The following is a 15967-nucleotide window of genomic DNA, read 5'->3' as shown; positions in this document are numbered from 1 at the left end:
ACGTGACAGCCCGATCCTTACGTTTTTTTGTCGAGGTTTGTGCCGGCCTTCTTGCCGGGCTGTTCATTCTGATTGCCGCTGCGGTCTGGAAATTGTCCAGCGGGCCTGTGGAGCTGGATTTCATTACGCCCTCCCTGGAAGAGGCGCTGAATTCTCAAGACACTCCTTTTACCTTTGATGTTGGTACAACTGTTTTAACCTGGGGCGGATGGGACCGTGCGGTTGATATTGTCGCCCAGGATGTGATGATCAGCCCGCGCCAGAAAGGACATGCACCTGTTGCGGTTTTACCCGAGATTTCCGTCGGATTTTCTCTCAAGGCGCTGCGCGAGGGTACCATCGCGCCGACCATGCTGGAATTCCTGCACCCGAAATTCTCCTTGAAGAGAAATCATCTTGGCGACTGGGGCATTGTAATGGATGTCGGCCAGGGGGAGGTCGCGCCCGCTGATGACGGAAAAGGGTTGATGGATTTGCTGACTGGTTTCAGCTCGGCTGGTGCGGCAGAAGATCAGGGCCGGTTCGGTTATCTCAATCACATCACATTCGCCGATGCGCTGGTGACCATCGATGACCAGAAGACCGGGCGGAAATGGGATGCCAGTATCGCCAAGCTTGATATCGAACGCACGGGCTTTGGAGTTGCCCTTGAATTTGATGGATTGCTTCAGCTTGATGGCATTTCAGTGGATCTCTCGTTGATCGCGACCAAGGATTTTGGAGAAGACATTTTTCATGTGACTTTTGACAGTCCATATATGGATCCGGCTATCCTTAGCGGCTTTTTCCCTGATGTGGCGTTGCTATCCACAGAGTTACCGAAACTGGTGACAAGCGGCGACGCTGATATCGGCGAGGACGGCTGGCCACGGGCTGCAAATTTGCTGGTTTCTTCGGAAGCCGGGGGGCTTTCGGTGAAGCTGGGCCAGGTTTCAGGCGATCCGTCAGGATCAGGCGAACGGCATTATCGTGCCGGGTTGACCTTGGAAGGTGCTCAGTTGGGACTGTGGGGTGCCTACCTGCCAGAAGAGTTGCGAAAAGCTGACATTCTGGCCAAGGCGGATGCAACGGCTGAGATCGAGTTTTCCGTCAATGGTCACAGTCAAAACGTCACCTTTGGGGATGTCGGTATCTCCCTGGCAATGGATCCCGGAACGGTTGCCGTGCCCAGTCTCTATCATGAAGCACTGCAATTCGATGCTCTGCGAATGAGCGCGGCAATTTCAGATTCCGGCCGCCACGTCGTGCTCGAAACCCTCGAAATTGATCTGCCGGATGGTGCGCTGAGCGCCAATGCCCATATCGTCCAGACAGAAACCGGACGTTCGGTGGAACTGGATGGCAAATTGACGGATTTCAACTTTGCCAGTCTGGACAAATATTGGCCTGAAAATCTCGGCAGCGATGCCAGGGCCTGGGTTGTTCCCAATATTCCGGAAGCTTTTGTGCCTGAGGCAACCATTTCCATAGCGGGTTTGCTGGGGGACGAAGGGACTTTTGAGTTAACCCGCATGGGAGGGGAAATTCTGATGCAGGACTCGGTGGTGGATTATCTCAATCCGTTGCCGCCTGCACGCGGGGTTTCCGGCCGGGCAGTCTTTGACGAAAGCACATTTGATATTGATGTCGCGACAGGCCATGTGGGCAATCTTCATCTAACCGGTGGTAAGATCAATATCCTTGGGATCGGGGTTGATGAAACCATTGATATTAACCTGCAGATTAAAGGCCCCTTCCGGGAGACCCTGGAATTGGTCGATCACGAGCCGCTGAAGCTGGTTTCCGGAATCGGTTTTGATCCGGCAACAGTAAATGCAGATGCTGTTGGCGCGGTAAGGCTTGCTTTTCCTCTGATCAATGACCTGGAGGCCAAGAGCATTAATGTGACAGCCAGCGCCAAACTGACAAATCTCAAAATGGAGGATGCCTTCCAGGGAAGACCGGTCCAAGGGCAGGATCTGGAGATGGCTGTCGATAATGACGGTTTTGAAATTGCCGGTGATGTGGTCCTGGAGGAAACGCCGCTTCGGGTGACTTGGAAAGAGCGCTTTGGCGATGACGAGACCCTGCGTAAAGAGCTGACGGCGAGTGGTCAGGTGGATGAACATCTGTTGAAAAAATTCGGCCATACGGTTGCGCCGGTTATTGAAGGTCCGGCCCAGGTCAAACTGATTAGCCAGGAGTTCCGGGATGGTAGTCAAAAACTGCTTCTGGATGCTGATTTAACGGATTCAGGCATGGTGATTGCCCCCCTGAACTGGATGAAGCCGAGAACTTTTCCGGCAAGCCTTTCCCTCATCATGCTGCTGGAAGATGGCCAGCCGGTCCGACTGAATAAGATACGGTTTAAAGACGAAACACTGGAAACGGATTTCGACATGGTTCTCTCTGAGGATATGTCGGTAATCCAGTCGGTTGATATGAAGGAGATGGTCCTTGATGGCGGCAGGACCACGGGCAAGCTCTCCTTGACGGAAAAGGGGGCCTACGAAGTGGTTCTGGAAGGGGACAGATTTGATCTGACAGGAATCATCGATCAGGCGCTGGGAGAATTGGAACTTGAAAAACTATCGGAAGAACAACAGGCATCCACGCCGTTTTCGATCCGTGCCACATTTACAGAATTGACGGCGATCCCCAAACGCCGCCTTGGTCCTTCGAGCCTGGAAATTCGTCATGACGGCCAAAACGTTCGGCGGTTCCATCTCTCTTCGGTACTGGATGATCTTTCCGAATTGGAAATTGACTATGGCCCGGAAGGCGGAGGTTATCGGTTGCTGGCAACGGCGGATAACGCAGGAACGGCTTTCCGGAATTTGAACCTGTTTGATCGTATTGAAGGCGGAAATCTGAAAGTCACCGGACATAGAGTATCCGCCGATGAACCGTTGGTCGGACATGTCGAGATGGATGAATATACGTTGGTCAAGGCGCCGGTGATGGCGAAGGTTCTGGAATTCATGTCCTTGACGGGAATATTGACTTCCCTCACAGACAAGGGACTGCCTTTTTCCCGGTTTGAAGCCGATTATTCCCTTGATGAAGCTGTTTTGTCCTTTGCCAAGGCCCGGGCATTCAGCCCCTCTATCGGGATCAGTATCAAGGGCAGCTATAATCTTGATGAAGATCGGATCGATGCAAAAGGGACAGTGGCCCCTGCCTATGCCATTAACCGTGTCTTGAACATCATCCCCGTCGTGGGATGGTTGTTGACCGGGGGCGAGGATAGCGGTTTTCTGGGAGCGAATTACGAAGTGTCAGGCCCGATGGATAAGCCGGAAATTACGGTCAATCCACTGTCTGCGCTGGCACCGGGCGCCTTGCGGAAGATCTTTGATATTTTCCCGGATGGTGAGTCTTCGGCACCGGGAGAAGGAAGCAAGAGCGGCGGAAACTAGTATTTCCGCCGCTTTCAGATTTCCAGTTTGTGCTGCCCTGGTGATCAGGTCAGTTTAACCAAAGCGTGTTTTTTCTTGCCGACCGACAGCTTGATAATGCCTTCGGCATTCAACATGGCGGTGTTGAGCTGTGCTCGTGGATCATCAACCTTTTCATCATTGACCTTGACCGCGCTTTGCTGAACGAAACGTCGTGCCTCACCATTGGTGGCGGTCAGGCCGGCCCGGGTTAGGGCGTCCAGCAGGCCAATTCCGCCTTCCAGTTCACCACGATCAATTTCAATGCTGGGCAGGTCTCCGCCGAAAGCGCCTTGTTCAAATGTTTTTTGTGCGGTCTCTGCCGCCCGCAAAGCAGCCTCTTCGCCGTGGCATAATTTGGTTGCTTCATGAGCCAGAACTTTCTTGGCTTCGTTGATCTCGGCACCTTCCAGCTTTTCAAGCCTTTCGATTTCCTCGATCGGCAGCTCGGTGAAGAGACGCAGGAATTTTCCAACATCAGCATCTTCGGTATTGCGCCAATATTGCCAGTAATCATAGGAGGGCAGCTTGTCTTCGTTGAGCCAGACCGCGCCACCGGCGGTTTTGCCCATCTTGGCACCCGAGGCCGTGGTCAGCAGCGGCACGGTCAGGCCGAACAGCTGTTTTTCATCCACACGCCGGGTCAGATCGATGCCGTTGACAATATTACCCCACTGATCGGAACCGCCCATCTGCAACACACAGCCATTGCGCCGCGACAGTTCCATGAAATCATAGGCCTGAAGGATCATATAGTTGAATTCCAGGAAGGACAGCGGCTGCTCGCGTTCCAAGCGCATCTTGACGGATTCAAAGCCCAGCATCCGGTTGACCGAGAAATGACGGCCATAATCGCGCAGGAAATCGATATAGTTCAAACCCATTAGCCAGTCGGCATTATTGACCATCACCGCATCGGTTGGACCATCGCCAAATGTCAGGAATTTTGAAAAGACACGTTTGATGCCGGCCAGGTTTTCTTCGATTTTTTCTTCGGTCAGAAGCTGTCGGGATTCATCCTTGCCGCTGGGATCACCAACCCGGGTGGTACCGCCGCCCATGAGAACAATCGGTTTGTGACCGGATTTCTGGAGTAAGCGCAGCAACATGATCGGAACCAGGGAACCGGCATGCAGGGAATCCGCCGTGGCGTCAAAGCCGATATAGGCTGAAATCGTTCCTTTACCCATGCTGTCATCCAAGGCATCCATATCGGTGCACTGATGTAGATAGCCGCGTTCAACAACGGCTTTCAGGAAATTGGAACGTGGTGACGTCATGGCAGATCGGTCCTATGTTTCTATCTATGCGAATCACATATGAGATTAAGCGGCGCAGCATTTAGCACAGTTGGTCGGGACCGACAACTCGCAGCCGGGGTACAAAACCTGGCAAGCTGTTGTATGGCGAGGGCTGATTTGAGAGTAAGAGGGGCGAGATGGCAGATATTGTATGGGCAATCGGACTGATGAGCGGCACCTCCATGGACGGGATTGACGCGGCTTTGATCCGTACGGATGGTGAAAAGGTATTCGATTTCGGCCCGGCGCTATCCATTGCGTATGAACAGCCGTTCCAGGACCGCATCCGCGCTGTGTTGGGCCTGCGGGAGACCAATGATACGGTTAACGCCCTGGAAGAGGAAATCACCCTGAAACATGCTGATGCGGTCAAAGCCTTGCTGGAAAAAGCAGGGATCTCGGCGGCGGAGGTTGCTTACATTGGATTTCATGGCCAAACGATCAATCATGTGCCGTCGGACCGTTTCACATGGCAGCTGGGCAAAGGCGCGCTGTTGGCCCGGGAAACCGGGATCCCAGTGGTCTATGATTTCAGATCGCAAGATGTCGCGGCCGGTGGCGAAGGGGCACCGCTGGCGCCGGTCTATCATGGTGCTCTGGCGCTAGGCTTGGAAAAACCGGTGGTTTTCGTGAATATCGGTGGGGTTTCGAACATCACCTATGTAGGGTCGGACGGTGGGCTGATTGCTTTTGATACCGGTCCGGGCAATGGTTTGATGGATGATCTGATGCTGGAGGTGGCCGGCCAGGCCTATGACGAGGCCGGGAAGACAGCGGCAAAGGGTCAAGTGGATCGGGCGGTTCTCTCAGAACTGATGGATCACCCTTATTTCCGGCGGAAGCCGCCCAAATCTCTGGATCGTCATGATTTCAGCAAAGATCCGGTGGAAGGGCTGGCACTCGAAGATGCGATGGCAACCCTGGCAGCCTTCACAAAAACCGCTATTTTGCGTGCTATGGATTATCTGCCGGAACGGCCGAGAACCTGGCTGATCTGCGGTGGGGGCCGTCATAACGCGACCCTGATGGGGATGATGCGTCGAAAACTGCCCGGCACGGTGGAACCGGTGGATCTGCTGGGTCTGGATGGCGACATGATCGAAGCACAGGCCTTTGCCCTGATGGCAGTCCGTTCGGCGCGTGGTCTGCCTATCAGCTTCCCCAAGACGACAAATGCCCCCCGGCCACTGGCTGGAGGGCATTTGGTCAAACCCGATTGGATTTGAGTTCGACTTATTCCGCGCCGGAAAGACGATCCGGACCGTGCTGGTCCAGATAGTCGTGAACATTGTCCGTCACTTGGTCGAGAAGACCGGTGAAGAAATGATCGGCACCCGCAATATTGCGCAAGTCGACGTCGATATTGGTTTGCTGATTGACCTTGTTCACCAGTTTCTCGATGGAATCGCCGGTGACAATTTCATCCTTGTCGCCATGCAGCACGAGGCCGGAAGACGGGCAGGGGGCTAGGAAGCTGAAATCATACATGTTGGCCGGAGGCGCAATGGAGATGAAACCGTTGATTTCCGGGCGGCGCATCAAAAGCTGCATACCGATCCAGGCACCAAAGGAGAAACCTGCGATCCAGCATTGGCTGGCATTTTCGTTCTGGGCCTGCAGCCAATCAAGCGCGGATGCCGCATCGGAAAGCTCGCCTTCGCCTTTGTCATAGACGCCCTGGGAGCGGCCGACGCCGCGGAAATTGAACCGAAGGCAGGAAAAGCCGCGCTGCATGAAACTGTGGTACATGGCATAGACCACTTTGTTGTTCATGGTGCCGCCATGTTGCGGATGCGGATGCAGGAAAAGAGCGATCGGCGCAGTGTCCGACTTACCCTTTGTGTAGCGTGCTTCCAGGCGGCCTTCCGGTCCGTTGATGATCACTTCTGGCATGGTGTTTCCTTGAACCTAGGCTGTGGCATGTGGCGGAATCGATCAAAGGTCTGTTACGCTTTGGAACAACTGTATTCCTTGGCTATACCTTGACGCGATTCGCATATCCCCTATATCTAAGCGATAATTGAATAGTTTAAGGGTCCTTGTGAGACTGCACTGACATAAGAGGCAAATCAGCCTATATGTCAATATCGCAGGCGAGACAGGATGCCAGGGCCGCGACTGACAATCAGGAGGGCGAAGGAATGTTGAACAAAATCATCCGTGAAATAGATGGCATGATCAAACGCGACCCGGCGGCGCGTTCACGGATTGAAATCGCTCTTTGTTACCCGGCCTTCCATGCGATCTTGATGTATCGTGGGACCAACTGGATGTGGAAACGCGGCTGGCGTCTGGCCCCGCGCTTCTTATCCCAGACCGCACGGTTCATCACCGGCATTGAAATTCACCCCGGGGCCACGATCGGTGAAGGTTTCTTCATTGACCATGGCATGGGCGTGGTGATCGGGGAGACGGCTGAAATCGGCAATAATGTGACCCTGTATCATGATGTGACGCTGGGCGGCGTTTCACCGTCGGAAGATTCCGACCAGCAGCGCTGCACCAAACGTCACCCCACCTTGAATGACAATGTGATTGTCGGATCGGGGGCGCAGATTCTCGGCCCCATCACGGTGGGCGCTTGCGCCCGGGTCGGCGCAAATGCCGTGGTGATCAAGGATGTGCCGGAACGGGCGACCGTGGTCGGCATTCCGGCCAGGGTGATTGCGCGGGCCAAATCGGCCGATGGTGAATTTGCACCATATGGCACACCGCTTGGCGAACTGCCGGATCCCGTGGCGCGTGCCATGGACGGTTTGATGGAGCATGTCTCCACCCTCAATGCCCGGATCAAGGACCTGGAAAGCCGATTGGATGAGGCGACTAAAACTTCCGGGTCGTTGCCTTACAAGCCGGCGATCGATAAAGCCGAGGGCAAGAAACAGAAACAGGCCTGAATTGCGGTTGAATGCCTTTAGGCAACGTTCTAGAAAAACGGTCGCAAAGGATATGCCTTTGGGACCGTTTTTGATTTATGAACCAAGTTGGGCCGTGTGATGGCTGATCAGATTTATCTGGATTATAACGCAACCGCGCCGATGCGCCCCGACGCGCGCCACGCGGTCATTGAGGCCATGGCGGTTGCGGGCAATCCCTCCTCCGTCCACACATCGGGCCGGGCCGCCAGACGGGTGCTGGAAGATGCACGTCGGGATGTTGCACGGCTCTGTGGCACAGTCCCGGCCAATGTTGTTTTCACCGGCGGGGCAACTGAGTCCAACAATCTTGCGCTAAAGGGCTTTGGCCCGGATGTTAAGGTCATCACCAGTGCGGCTGAGCATCCATCTGTCCTGGAGGCGGTGGAGGGCTCGCGCGTGCCGGTGGGCCGGGCCGGTCTGATTGATCTTGGAGCACTGGAGGATATTTTGGCCGCTGGTGGAGAAGGGCGGCAATTGCTCTCCATTATTCTGGTCAATAACGAAACCGGCGTGATCCAGCCATTGGCAGAAATCAATGATCTTGCCAAGAAACATGGGGCGCTGATCCATGTGGATGCGGTTCAGGCAGCGGGAAAACTGCCGCTTTCTTTTGACGACATGCAGATCGACCTGATGAGCATCAGCGCTCATAAATTCGGTGGGCCGAAAGGGGTCGGCGCCTTAATCGTTAACCCGCGTAATCATTTGATGGCTGAAATCAAGGGCGGTGGCCAGGAAAAAGGCCGCCGGGCGGGGACTGAGAATGTCGCCGGAGCGGCCGGTTTTGGTGCTGCCTGTCGGGCGGTGACGGAAGATGCCGGGGAATTGGACCGGATCAGCGTGTTGCGTGATCGCCTGGAAACGCGTTTGACCGAACGGCTGCCCGATCTGGTTATTGCTGGCGCTGAGGCCCCGCGGGCAGGCCATGTCACCTGCATCGCCAGCCCGGGAATTGGGGCGGAAAAACAGGTCATGGCGATGGATCTGGCAGGGATTGCGGTCAGTGCAGGCTCGGCCTGCTCTTCGGGCAAAGTCCGGCAGAGCCATGTTCTTTCGGCCATGGGTTATCCGCCGGAGGTGGCCGGTTCCGCCATACGGGTCAGCCTGGGATGGGCAACGGAAGTTTCGGATATCGATGCCTTTTTCGAAGCTTACTGCGCCTTTATTGAAAAACAACGCATTAACAACTAAATCATTGTCCATTAAGAATTTTCCGGCAGAGACCATGCGCAACCGGCAGAGCAATCCGATCTATCTTGATTATCAGGCGACCACGCCTACCGATCCCCGGGCTGTTGATGCGATGCTGCCCTGGTTCACGGAAAAATTCGGCAATCCCCATTCCGCCGATCACCGTCATGGCTGGGAAGCGGCCGAGGCGGTGGATCATGCTCGGGAACGGATTGCCCGGCTAATCGGGGCCAAAGGCAAGGAAATCACCTTCACTTCCGGCGCAACCGAGTCCAATAACCTTGCGATCAAAGGAGCGGCCCGCGCGACCCGGAAACGCATGGAGCGCAGCCATGTTGTGACGGTAGCCACGGAGCATAAATGTGTCTTGGAAAGCGTTGCCCGGCTGGCGGAAGAAGGGTTTGACCTGACGATCCTGCCCGTTGAACCGGATGGCAGCTTAGATCTTGCTCGGTTGGAAGCAGCGGTGACGCAGCAGACCGCCCTGGTTTCGGTGATGGCGGTGAATAACGAGATTGGCGTTATCCACCCCCTGGCGGACATTGGGCGGATAGCCCATGAAAAAGGAGCGCTGTTTCATTCCGACTGCGCCCAGGCGGTGGGCAAAGTCCCGCTGGATGTCCAGGCCATGCAGATTGATTTGATGAGTATCAGCGCCCATAAGATTTATGGACCCAAGGGGATTGGTGCGCTTTATGTCCGGCGGCGGCCCAAAGTTGCGGTCGAGCCCATGATGGATGGCGGGGGGCAGGAAAAGGGACTGCGATCCGGCACGTTGGCACCGCCGCTTTGTGTTGGCTTTGGTGAGGCCTGCCGTATCGCATCCCTGGAAATGGCGGATGAAGGGGCCCGGCTGCTGCGCTACCGCGAGAGTTTCCTGGAAAAAATCAGGGCCGGGCGGCCTGATGTGATCGTCAATGGTGATTTGGATAAGCGGATTGCCGGCAATCTTAATCTTACCTTTGAAGGGGTTGAAGGGACAGAATTGCTGGCGGCCCTGGATGGTCTTTCGGTTTCAACCGGCTCGGCCTGTTCGTCCGGTGGTGGCAATTATTCCCATGTACTGGAAGCCCTTGGCCAGTCTCCGTCGGTAGTTTCGGCCTCAATCCGGATCGGGTTTGGCCGTTTCACCACGGAAGAGGAGGTGACGGCTGCGGCCACCATGCTGCTGGAGGCGCTAGGACGCATCAGGGGTGGAAAATGACGTGTCTGGCTTAGATCTTCTTTGACTTTTGCGGTTGGCTTTGACAGAAAGCCGGGCTAAGAGGGCTCAGAAGCGAATTGCCCCGGCATGGTTAGGATTGTGAACATAGGCTAGGTGAGAGATGCCAAAAATCAATTTTGTCAATCGCGATGGCAGCAGAACCGAGGTAGAGGCCGAAGTCGGCAAATCGGTCATGGAAGTCGCCATGGATAACGAGATCGACATCGAATCCGCCTGCGAAGGCTCGCTTGCCTGCGCAACCTGTCACCTGGTGGTAGATCCCGACTGGTTCGGCAAGATCGAACCGGCCGGTGAAGATGAAACCGATATGCTGGACCTGGCATTTGGCCTGACTCCGACCTCGCGCCTGTCCTGCCAGATTTCCGTGACCGATGACATGGACGGGATCACATTCTCGGTTCCTGAAGATATCTGATCAGAGATGATTGGTCGGGTTTGGAAGAGGGCTGGCGGTTGCCGGCCCTTTGTTTTTTGTCGAGCCCGTTGCCTGTATAGACAAGCAAGCCGCTAAAAATCAGGGTTTTCGGCGCGTGCGGGCTTGCCGGAGAGGTTAAAAACCTCTATCAAGCTGACCGTAAAAACCGAAGTTTCCAACGACTTTAGGAAAGCGCGCAATTTCCATGAATAGTGGCGTGAAGAAATCCCTGCTGCCGCAGGGGCTCAGAGACCTTTTGCCGCCCGAGGCGATCCATGAAGCGTCCGTGATGGACGGCCTGCTGGAAGCCTTTTCCATTCATGGCTATGAGCGTGTCGAGCCGCCGCTGGTGGAGTTTGAGGAAAACCTGCTGGATGGGGCGGGCGAGGCAATGGCCCCGCATACCTTCCGCCTGATGGATCCTGTCAGCCAGCGCATGATGGGTGTGCGCGCGGATATGACCCCTCAGGTTGCCCGGATTGCGACCTCGCGCCTGGCGGCGATGGAACGGCCGCTGCGTTTGTTCTATGGCGGTCAGGTTCTGCGTGTGAAAGGCAGCCAGCTGCGCCCCGAACGACAGGTGGCGCAGGCCGGGGTCGAATTGATTGGCGCGGACAGCCCTGAGGCGGATGCCGAGGTGATCGCGCTGGCTTACGAGGCGCTTCAAACGCTTGGTGTTGAAAATCTCTCCGTTGATATCTCTCTGCCGACCATTGTCCGGGCCATTTGTGATGATCTGGGGCTGGACCGGGATGCCAAGGAAGATGTGCGCTCTGCCCTTGATCGTAAAGATGCCGCCGCAATTGCCGCGATGGCTGGACCGGTTGCCGGAATTTTTGGCGGTCTGTTGCAGGCAAGCGGCCTGGCGGACAAGGCGATCGCTGCCCTTAATGAATTAACCCTGCCGGAAGCCGCGGCCGCGGAACGGGACCGGTTGATACTGGTTGTGGAGCGCCTTTCCGATATGGCGCTGGGCCTGATGGTCACCGTTGATCCGGTGGAACATCGTGGATTTGAATATCAAACTGGCCTCAGCTTCACTCTTTTTGACCGTGATGTGCGCGGCGAATTGGGCCGGGGCGGCCGTTATTTGGCCGGTGCCGCTGATGAAGCGGCCACCGGGTTCTCACTCTATATGGATACGGTCCTGCGGGCGGTACCTAAGCGGGAACGCCGGTCCAGGCTCTATCTGCCGCACGGCACGGATTTGGATATTGCCCGACGCGAACGGACTGCAGGCTGGATCACAGTCAGCGGATTGGCGCCGGAAAAGGATGTTTTGACGGAGGCTGCGCGTCTGCGATGCAGCCATGTATTGACGCTTGACGGTATCGTCGCTGTAGAAAAGGAATGAACGGATGACCAACGTAGTTGTCATTGGCTCCCAGTGGGGAGATGAAGGAAAAGGCAAGATTGTCGACTGGTTGTCTGAACGTGCCGATGTGGTTGTCCGCTTCCAGGGCGGTCATAATGCCGGCCATACCCTGGTGATCGATGGCAAGGTCTATAAGCTTCACCTGCTGCCGTCCGGCATTGTGCGCGAGGGCAAGAAATCCGTTATCGGCAACGGTGTGGTCATTGATCCCTGGGCGTTGATGAACGAGATCGAAACCGTGAAGGCACAGGGAGTTGCCATCACCCCGGAAAATCTGTTGATCGCGGAAAATGCGCCGCTGATCCTGCCGGTTCACCAGCGTTTGGACAAAGTGCGTGAAAAAGCCCGTGGCGATGCCAAGATCGGCACCACAGGCCGCGGCATCGGCCCGGCCTATGAGGATAAAGTCGCACGCCGTGCGGTCCGGGTTTGTGATCTCGCCGACCGCAGCCTGCTTGAAGGCCGGGTCGATGCGCTCCTGGAACATCACAATGCCCTACTGAAAGGCCTTGGCGAAGAGCCGGTTGACCGGGAAGAACTGATTGAAACCTTGCTGGAAATCGCGCCAAAGATCCTGCCTTATGCAGGCGTGGTCTGGAAGGTTCTGGATGAAGCCCGCCATGAAGGCCAGTGGGTCTTGTTTGAAGGTGCTCAGGGTGTGATGCTGGATATCGATCATGGCACCTATCCCTATGTTACCTCTTCCAACACTGCAGCGGGCCAAGCCGGCAGTGGTGCCGGTTGCGGTCCGAAATCCACCGGATATGTGCTTGGGATCACCAAAGCCTACACCACACGTGTGGGTTCTGGCCCGTTCCCGACAGAATTGCATGATGAGGTTGGTGAGGGCCTTGGTCAGCGTGGCCATGAGTTTGGTACTACCACGGGCCGGAAACGCCGTTGTGGCTGGTTTGATGCCGTCATGGTCCGCCAGGCCGCCAAGGTCAGCGGCATGGACGGTATTGCGTTGACCAAAGTGGATGTGCTGGATGGCATGGATGAGTTGAAAATCTGTGTTGGCTATAAAGTTGGTGATAAAACCTTTGACCATCTGCCGGCAGCCACCGGCCTGCAGGACAAGGTAGAGCCGATTTATGAAACCCTGGAAGGCTGGTCGGAAAGCACCGCCGGTGCGCGTTCCTGGGCAGAACTGCCGGCCAATATGATCAAATATGTGCGCCGGATCGAAGAATTAATCGAAACGCCGGTGGCTTTGCTGTCCACCAGTCCGGAACGGGAAGACACCATTCTGGTGCGCGATCCCTTCGAAGGCTGACCATAAAAGCATTCTTGTGCAAACAGGAATCATGTTACATTGAAAAGGATCTAGTTCAATCGACTGGATCCTTTTTATTTTAATGGGTTAACCCGGTTTTCCGGGGCCGGGGCAAAAGGCTGATGGCGGTTAAGTTTTCCAGTGGTGGTGATGAGCAGCAGGTGGGATCCGGGGAGATTCTGGTCAAGAACCGCTATGTCATTCAATGCAGCAATCCGGACGCGGCTTATGATGCACCGACGGCGCGAGCCTACAAGACTGTCCATGTGCGGGACAAAACCCGCAATCTGATCGCTTTCATCTGTGATCCGCGCTATCCACCCAGGCTTGGCGCGGTCAGTGCCCTGCACCGGGTTGACCATCGCAATTATATGCGGGTGGTCGACTGGGATATTGTTGAATGGCCAGGTGCCGAGGGGCGTCGTTATCCGGCGATCATCTGTGAGCGGCCCAAGGGCAAACCGCTTTCCTCGATTTTTGAGACCGGCCAGCCGCTCAGTGAAGAGGTTTTGATCCGCGCCTTCATTCAACCGATTGTGAATGTCCTGCGGGATATTCACAATCAGGGTGTTTTCCATGGCCGGATTCGGCCGGAGAATATCTATTTTGATAATGAAGCGGGGGATGAATTCCTGTTGGGCGAATGTTGCACCGCCCCGCAAGCTATGTTCCAGTCCGCCACATACCTGACCATTCCAGCCTGCCAATGCAGCCCGGCAGGCCGGGGAAGCGGGTCGGCGCTGGATGATTTCTATGCTTTGGGCGTGACCATTCTGGCCGCCTCAACGGGCATGGATCCGGCAGCGAAATTTGAAACGGAAGAAGCAGCGATCCAGGCGAAACTGAGTTACGGTACTTATTCGGCATTGGTTGGCTCGCACCGGGTGTCCACAGGGTTGATGGAGCCCCTTCGCGGCTTGTTGTCTGACGATCCGGACGAACGCTGGGTGCTGGATGATGTGGCGCTCTGGCTGGACGGGCGGCGTCTGTCCCCCAAACAGCATTCTTTGCCGGACAAAGGGTCCCGGGCGCTCAAATTTGCCGGCGAGGATCTGAATATGGCTCGCGAGGTGGCCTATTGCTTTGCCAGGAATTGGGAGCAGGCCAAGACACTGGTGCAGGATGGCACCTTGGATACCTGGTTGCGCCGGTCCCTTTCCGACGAGGATCGTACGGAGGCGGTCAATGTTGCCAAAGGGGTGGATGCGGAATCCAATGCGGAAGGCAGTGATCGCATGATGGCCCGTACCCTGATTGCACTATCTCCCGATCGGCCCATTCAGTTGAAGGAATTTGCCGGTACCGTGGATGGCATTTTCCAGCTTGTCGGGGTGCATTCTCAGGATCCTGAAATGCGATCCGCCTTTGAACAGGTGGTCGCAATGGGCCTGATGCCATTTTGGCTGGAAATGCAATCGAAGACGGATCCCGAGCATTTGCGGATTCTGGCAAAGCTGGAGAAATTGAAACATATCCTGGGTCAAACCCGGATCGGTGCCGGGCTAAATGCCATCATCTATCAGTTCAATCAGCATCTTCCCTGCCAATCTTCCCTGTTTGAAAAGGATTTTGTACCGGATATTGATTATTTCCTACCGGCCATGAACCGCGCGGCGGCCCGTATGGGCAATGAAGTGGAATATTTAGTTGACCGCCAGATCGCTGCATTCCTGTCAGTTCATTTCAAACGCAGCCTTGGGGATGAGTTTCGGGATATGGACGCGGCTGATCCGCCCTATATCGGCCGCATTGCTCAAGTGTCCGTGCTGGCAAAGGTGCAGGAGCTAATTGCGCCGAAAGTGCCGCTGCCGGAACTGGCGGTGGCCGCCGTAACCCTGCTGACGCCCGCTATTGAACGGTTTCATTCCCACAGTCACCGTCAGGAGGTGCTCTCGAAGCTGATGAAAGCCAGTGCTTCGGGCAAGCTCAAGGATCTGCTGGAGGTGATTGACCGCAAGGAAGATGTCGAGATGGACAAGCGGTCTTTTATGGCGGCGACGCATGAGTATTTCAATAGCGTTTCCAATCAGATCCAGCTCTATCGTGATATTGTGAACCGCCGGGCCATTGCACAGCAGATAGGTGGACAGATCGCCGCCGCGATTGCCGGGATCCTGGCGGGGTTGATTGTCTCAATCACATCCATCTTCAAGTTTTTCTAGTCGGTAATCGGAGAGGCAATGGCAAAGAAGCCAGCTAAAAAATCAGCAAAAGCAAAACCGGCGGTGGCCAAGAAATCCCCGATGCGCTCGCCATTGGTCTGGCTGCTGATTATCATTGTCGCAGGCGTCCTGTTTCCGGCGACGATGCTGTTGATCGTCAGCGGCATGGTGCCGACACTGGTGGCATTCATTGTCGATAACCACCCACGCCGACATGCGACAAGAACTGTTGCCTATCTGAATATGGCGGGAACCTTCATAGTTGCCATGGATATGTGGCAAAGCGGCGATGACAGCCTCCAACGGGCTGCCGAGATGCTTGGGGATCCGATCAACTGGGGAATCATGTTTGGCCTGGCGGGGCTTGGTTGGGCGATTTATTACACATTGCCGCCATTGGTCCTCTCGGTGAAAACCATTTCCAACGACGTGCAGATGAAAAAATTGAAGCAGCGCCAGCTTGAATTGACCAAGGAATGGGGCTTGGAAGTGGCCGATACCGCGCCGCTGATCCCGGAAGATCTTATTGCTGACGCTGAAGAGGCGATGAAAGCACCGGGAGAACAACGGAAGCGGACTGAAGAAGACAAGGATAAGGACCAGGTTGCCGAGAGTTAACGCCGGATCCTGGCGAATGGAACGGAAAAGGGGGAGCTTAGTGAAGCTCCCCCTTTTTTGTTATTCCGCG

The 15967-nt window shown here is 55.5% G+C and carries 12 protein-coding genes; 10 read left to right on the top strand and 2 right to left on the bottom strand.

Annotation, left to right across the window (positions count from 1 at the left end; all coding sequences use genetic code 11):
• The first annotated feature begins 2 nt into the window (after positions 1-2).
• The gene (locus DFP90_RS02200; RefSeq protein WP_115934769.1) at positions 3-3398 is read left to right on the top strand and encodes a YhdP family protein; all 3396 of its coding nucleotides are present in this window, start codon (positions 3-5) and stop codon (positions 3396-3398) included.
• Between the two features lie 44 nt (positions 3399-3442).
• On the opposite strand, the gene tyrS is transcribed toward DFP90_RS02200, so the two are convergent.
• The gene (tyrS, locus tag DFP90_RS02195) at positions 3443-4696 is read right to left on the bottom strand and encodes a tyrosine--tRNA ligase (RefSeq protein ID WP_115934768.1); all 1254 of its coding nucleotides are present in this window, start codon (positions 4694-4696) and stop codon (positions 3443-3445) included.
• Positions 4697-4854: 158 nt separating this feature from the next.
• On the opposite strand from tyrS, the gene DFP90_RS02190 reads away from it, so the two are divergent.
• Positions 4855-5943 (top strand): anhydro-N-acetylmuramic acid kinase, encoded by a 1089-nt coding sequence (locus DFP90_RS02190; RefSeq protein ID WP_115934767.1) that lies wholly within the window; start codon positions 4855-4857, stop codon positions 5941-5943.
• Positions 5944-5950: 7 nt separating this feature from the next.
• On the opposite strand, the gene DFP90_RS02185 is transcribed toward DFP90_RS02190, so the two are convergent.
• Complete coding sequence (locus DFP90_RS02185; protein WP_115934766.1) at positions 5951-6610, bottom strand: alpha/beta hydrolase; 660 nt, start codon at positions 6608-6610, stop codon at positions 5951-5953.
• Positions 6611-6858: 248 nt separating this feature from the next.
• Between DFP90_RS02185 and epsC the strand changes: the two genes are divergently transcribed.
• From epsC to DFP90_RS02145, 8 genes are all read left to right on the top strand, one after another.
• Positions 6859-7614, top strand: coding sequence for a serine O-acetyltransferase EpsC (epsC, locus tag DFP90_RS02180; RefSeq protein WP_181905144.1), 756 nt, complete (start codon positions 6859-6861; stop codon positions 7612-7614).
• A 99-nt stretch (positions 7615-7713) separates the two neighbouring features.
• Positions 7714-8826: a cysteine desulfurase family protein gene (locus DFP90_RS02175; protein ID WP_115935489.1), complete on the top strand. Its 1113-nt coding sequence runs from the start codon at positions 7714-7716 to the stop codon at positions 8824-8826.
• Positions 8827-8860: 34 nt separating this feature from the next.
• Complete coding sequence (locus tag DFP90_RS02170) at positions 8861-10030, top strand: cysteine desulfurase family protein (RefSeq protein ID WP_115934765.1); 1170 nt, start codon at positions 8861-8863, stop codon at positions 10028-10030.
• Between the two features lie 121 nt (positions 10031-10151).
• Positions 10152-10466: a 2Fe-2S iron-sulfur cluster-binding protein gene (locus DFP90_RS02165; protein ID WP_115934764.1), complete on the top strand. Its 315-nt coding sequence runs from the start codon at positions 10152-10154 to the stop codon at positions 10464-10466.
• Positions 10467-10671: 205 nt separating this feature from the next.
• The gene (locus DFP90_RS02160) at positions 10672-11820 is read left to right on the top strand and encodes an ATP phosphoribosyltransferase regulatory subunit (protein ID WP_115934763.1); all 1149 of its coding nucleotides are present in this window, start codon (positions 10672-10674) and stop codon (positions 11818-11820) included.
• A 4-nt stretch (positions 11821-11824) separates the two neighbouring features.
• Entirely contained in the window at positions 11825-13117 is a 1293-nt protein-coding gene (locus DFP90_RS02155; protein WP_115934762.1) for an adenylosuccinate synthase, read from the top strand.
• Between the two features lie 122 nt (positions 13118-13239).
• Entirely contained in the window at positions 13240-15279 is a 2040-nt protein-coding gene (locus DFP90_RS02150; RefSeq protein WP_115934761.1) for a serine/threonine-protein kinase, read from the top strand.
• A gap of 18 nt (positions 15280-15297) precedes the next feature.
• A complete protein-coding gene (locus DFP90_RS02145) occupies positions 15298-15897 on the top strand; it encodes a hypothetical protein (protein ID WP_115934760.1) in 600 nt (199 codons plus the stop codon).
• Positions 15898-15967: the final 70 nt, after the last annotated feature.

It is taken from the genome of Aestuariispira insulae (assembly GCF_003385955.1).
Taxonomy (GTDB): Bacteria; Pseudomonadota; Alphaproteobacteria; order UBA8366; family Aestuariispiraceae; genus Aestuariispira; species Aestuariispira insulae.
This window is presented reverse-complemented; position numbering and strand designations above follow the sequence as displayed.

Excerpts from the sequence above, each read along its gene's own strand:
- tyrS (WP_115934768.1), bottom strand. The coding sequence starts at position 4,696 with ATGACGTCACCACGTTCCAATTTCCTGAAAGCCGTTGTTGAACGCGGC.
- DFP90_RS02190 (WP_115934767.1), top strand. The coding sequence starts at position 4,855 with ATGGCAGATATTGTATGGGCAATCGGACTGATGAGCGGCACCTCCATG.
- DFP90_RS02185 (WP_115934766.1), bottom strand. The coding sequence starts at position 6,610 with ATGCCAGAAGTGATCATCAACGGACCGGAAGGCCGCCTGGAAGCACGC.
- epsC (WP_181905144.1), top strand. The coding sequence starts at position 6,859 with ATGTTGAACAAAATCATCCGTGAAATAGATGGCATGATCAAACGCGAC.
- DFP90_RS02175 (WP_115935489.1), top strand. The coding sequence starts at position 7,714 with ATGGCTGATCAGATTTATCTGGATTATAACGCAACCGCGCCGATGCGC.
- DFP90_RS02170 (WP_115934765.1), top strand. The coding sequence starts at position 8,861 with ATGCGCAACCGGCAGAGCAATCCGATCTATCTTGATTATCAGGCGACC.
- DFP90_RS02165 (WP_115934764.1), top strand. The coding sequence starts at position 10,152 with ATGCCAAAAATCAATTTTGTCAATCGCGATGGCAGCAGAACCGAGGTA.
- DFP90_RS02160 (WP_115934763.1), top strand. The coding sequence starts at position 10,672 with ATGAATAGTGGCGTGAAGAAATCCCTGCTGCCGCAGGGGCTCAGAGAC.
- DFP90_RS02155 (WP_115934762.1), top strand. The coding sequence starts at position 11,825 with ATGACCAACGTAGTTGTCATTGGCTCCCAGTGGGGAGATGAAGGAAAA.
- DFP90_RS02150 (WP_115934761.1), top strand. The coding sequence starts at position 13,240 with ATGGCGGTTAAGTTTTCCAGTGGTGGTGATGAGCAGCAGGTGGGATCC.
- DFP90_RS02145 (WP_115934760.1), top strand. The coding sequence starts at position 15,298 with ATGGCAAAGAAGCCAGCTAAAAAATCAGCAAAAGCAAAACCGGCGGTG.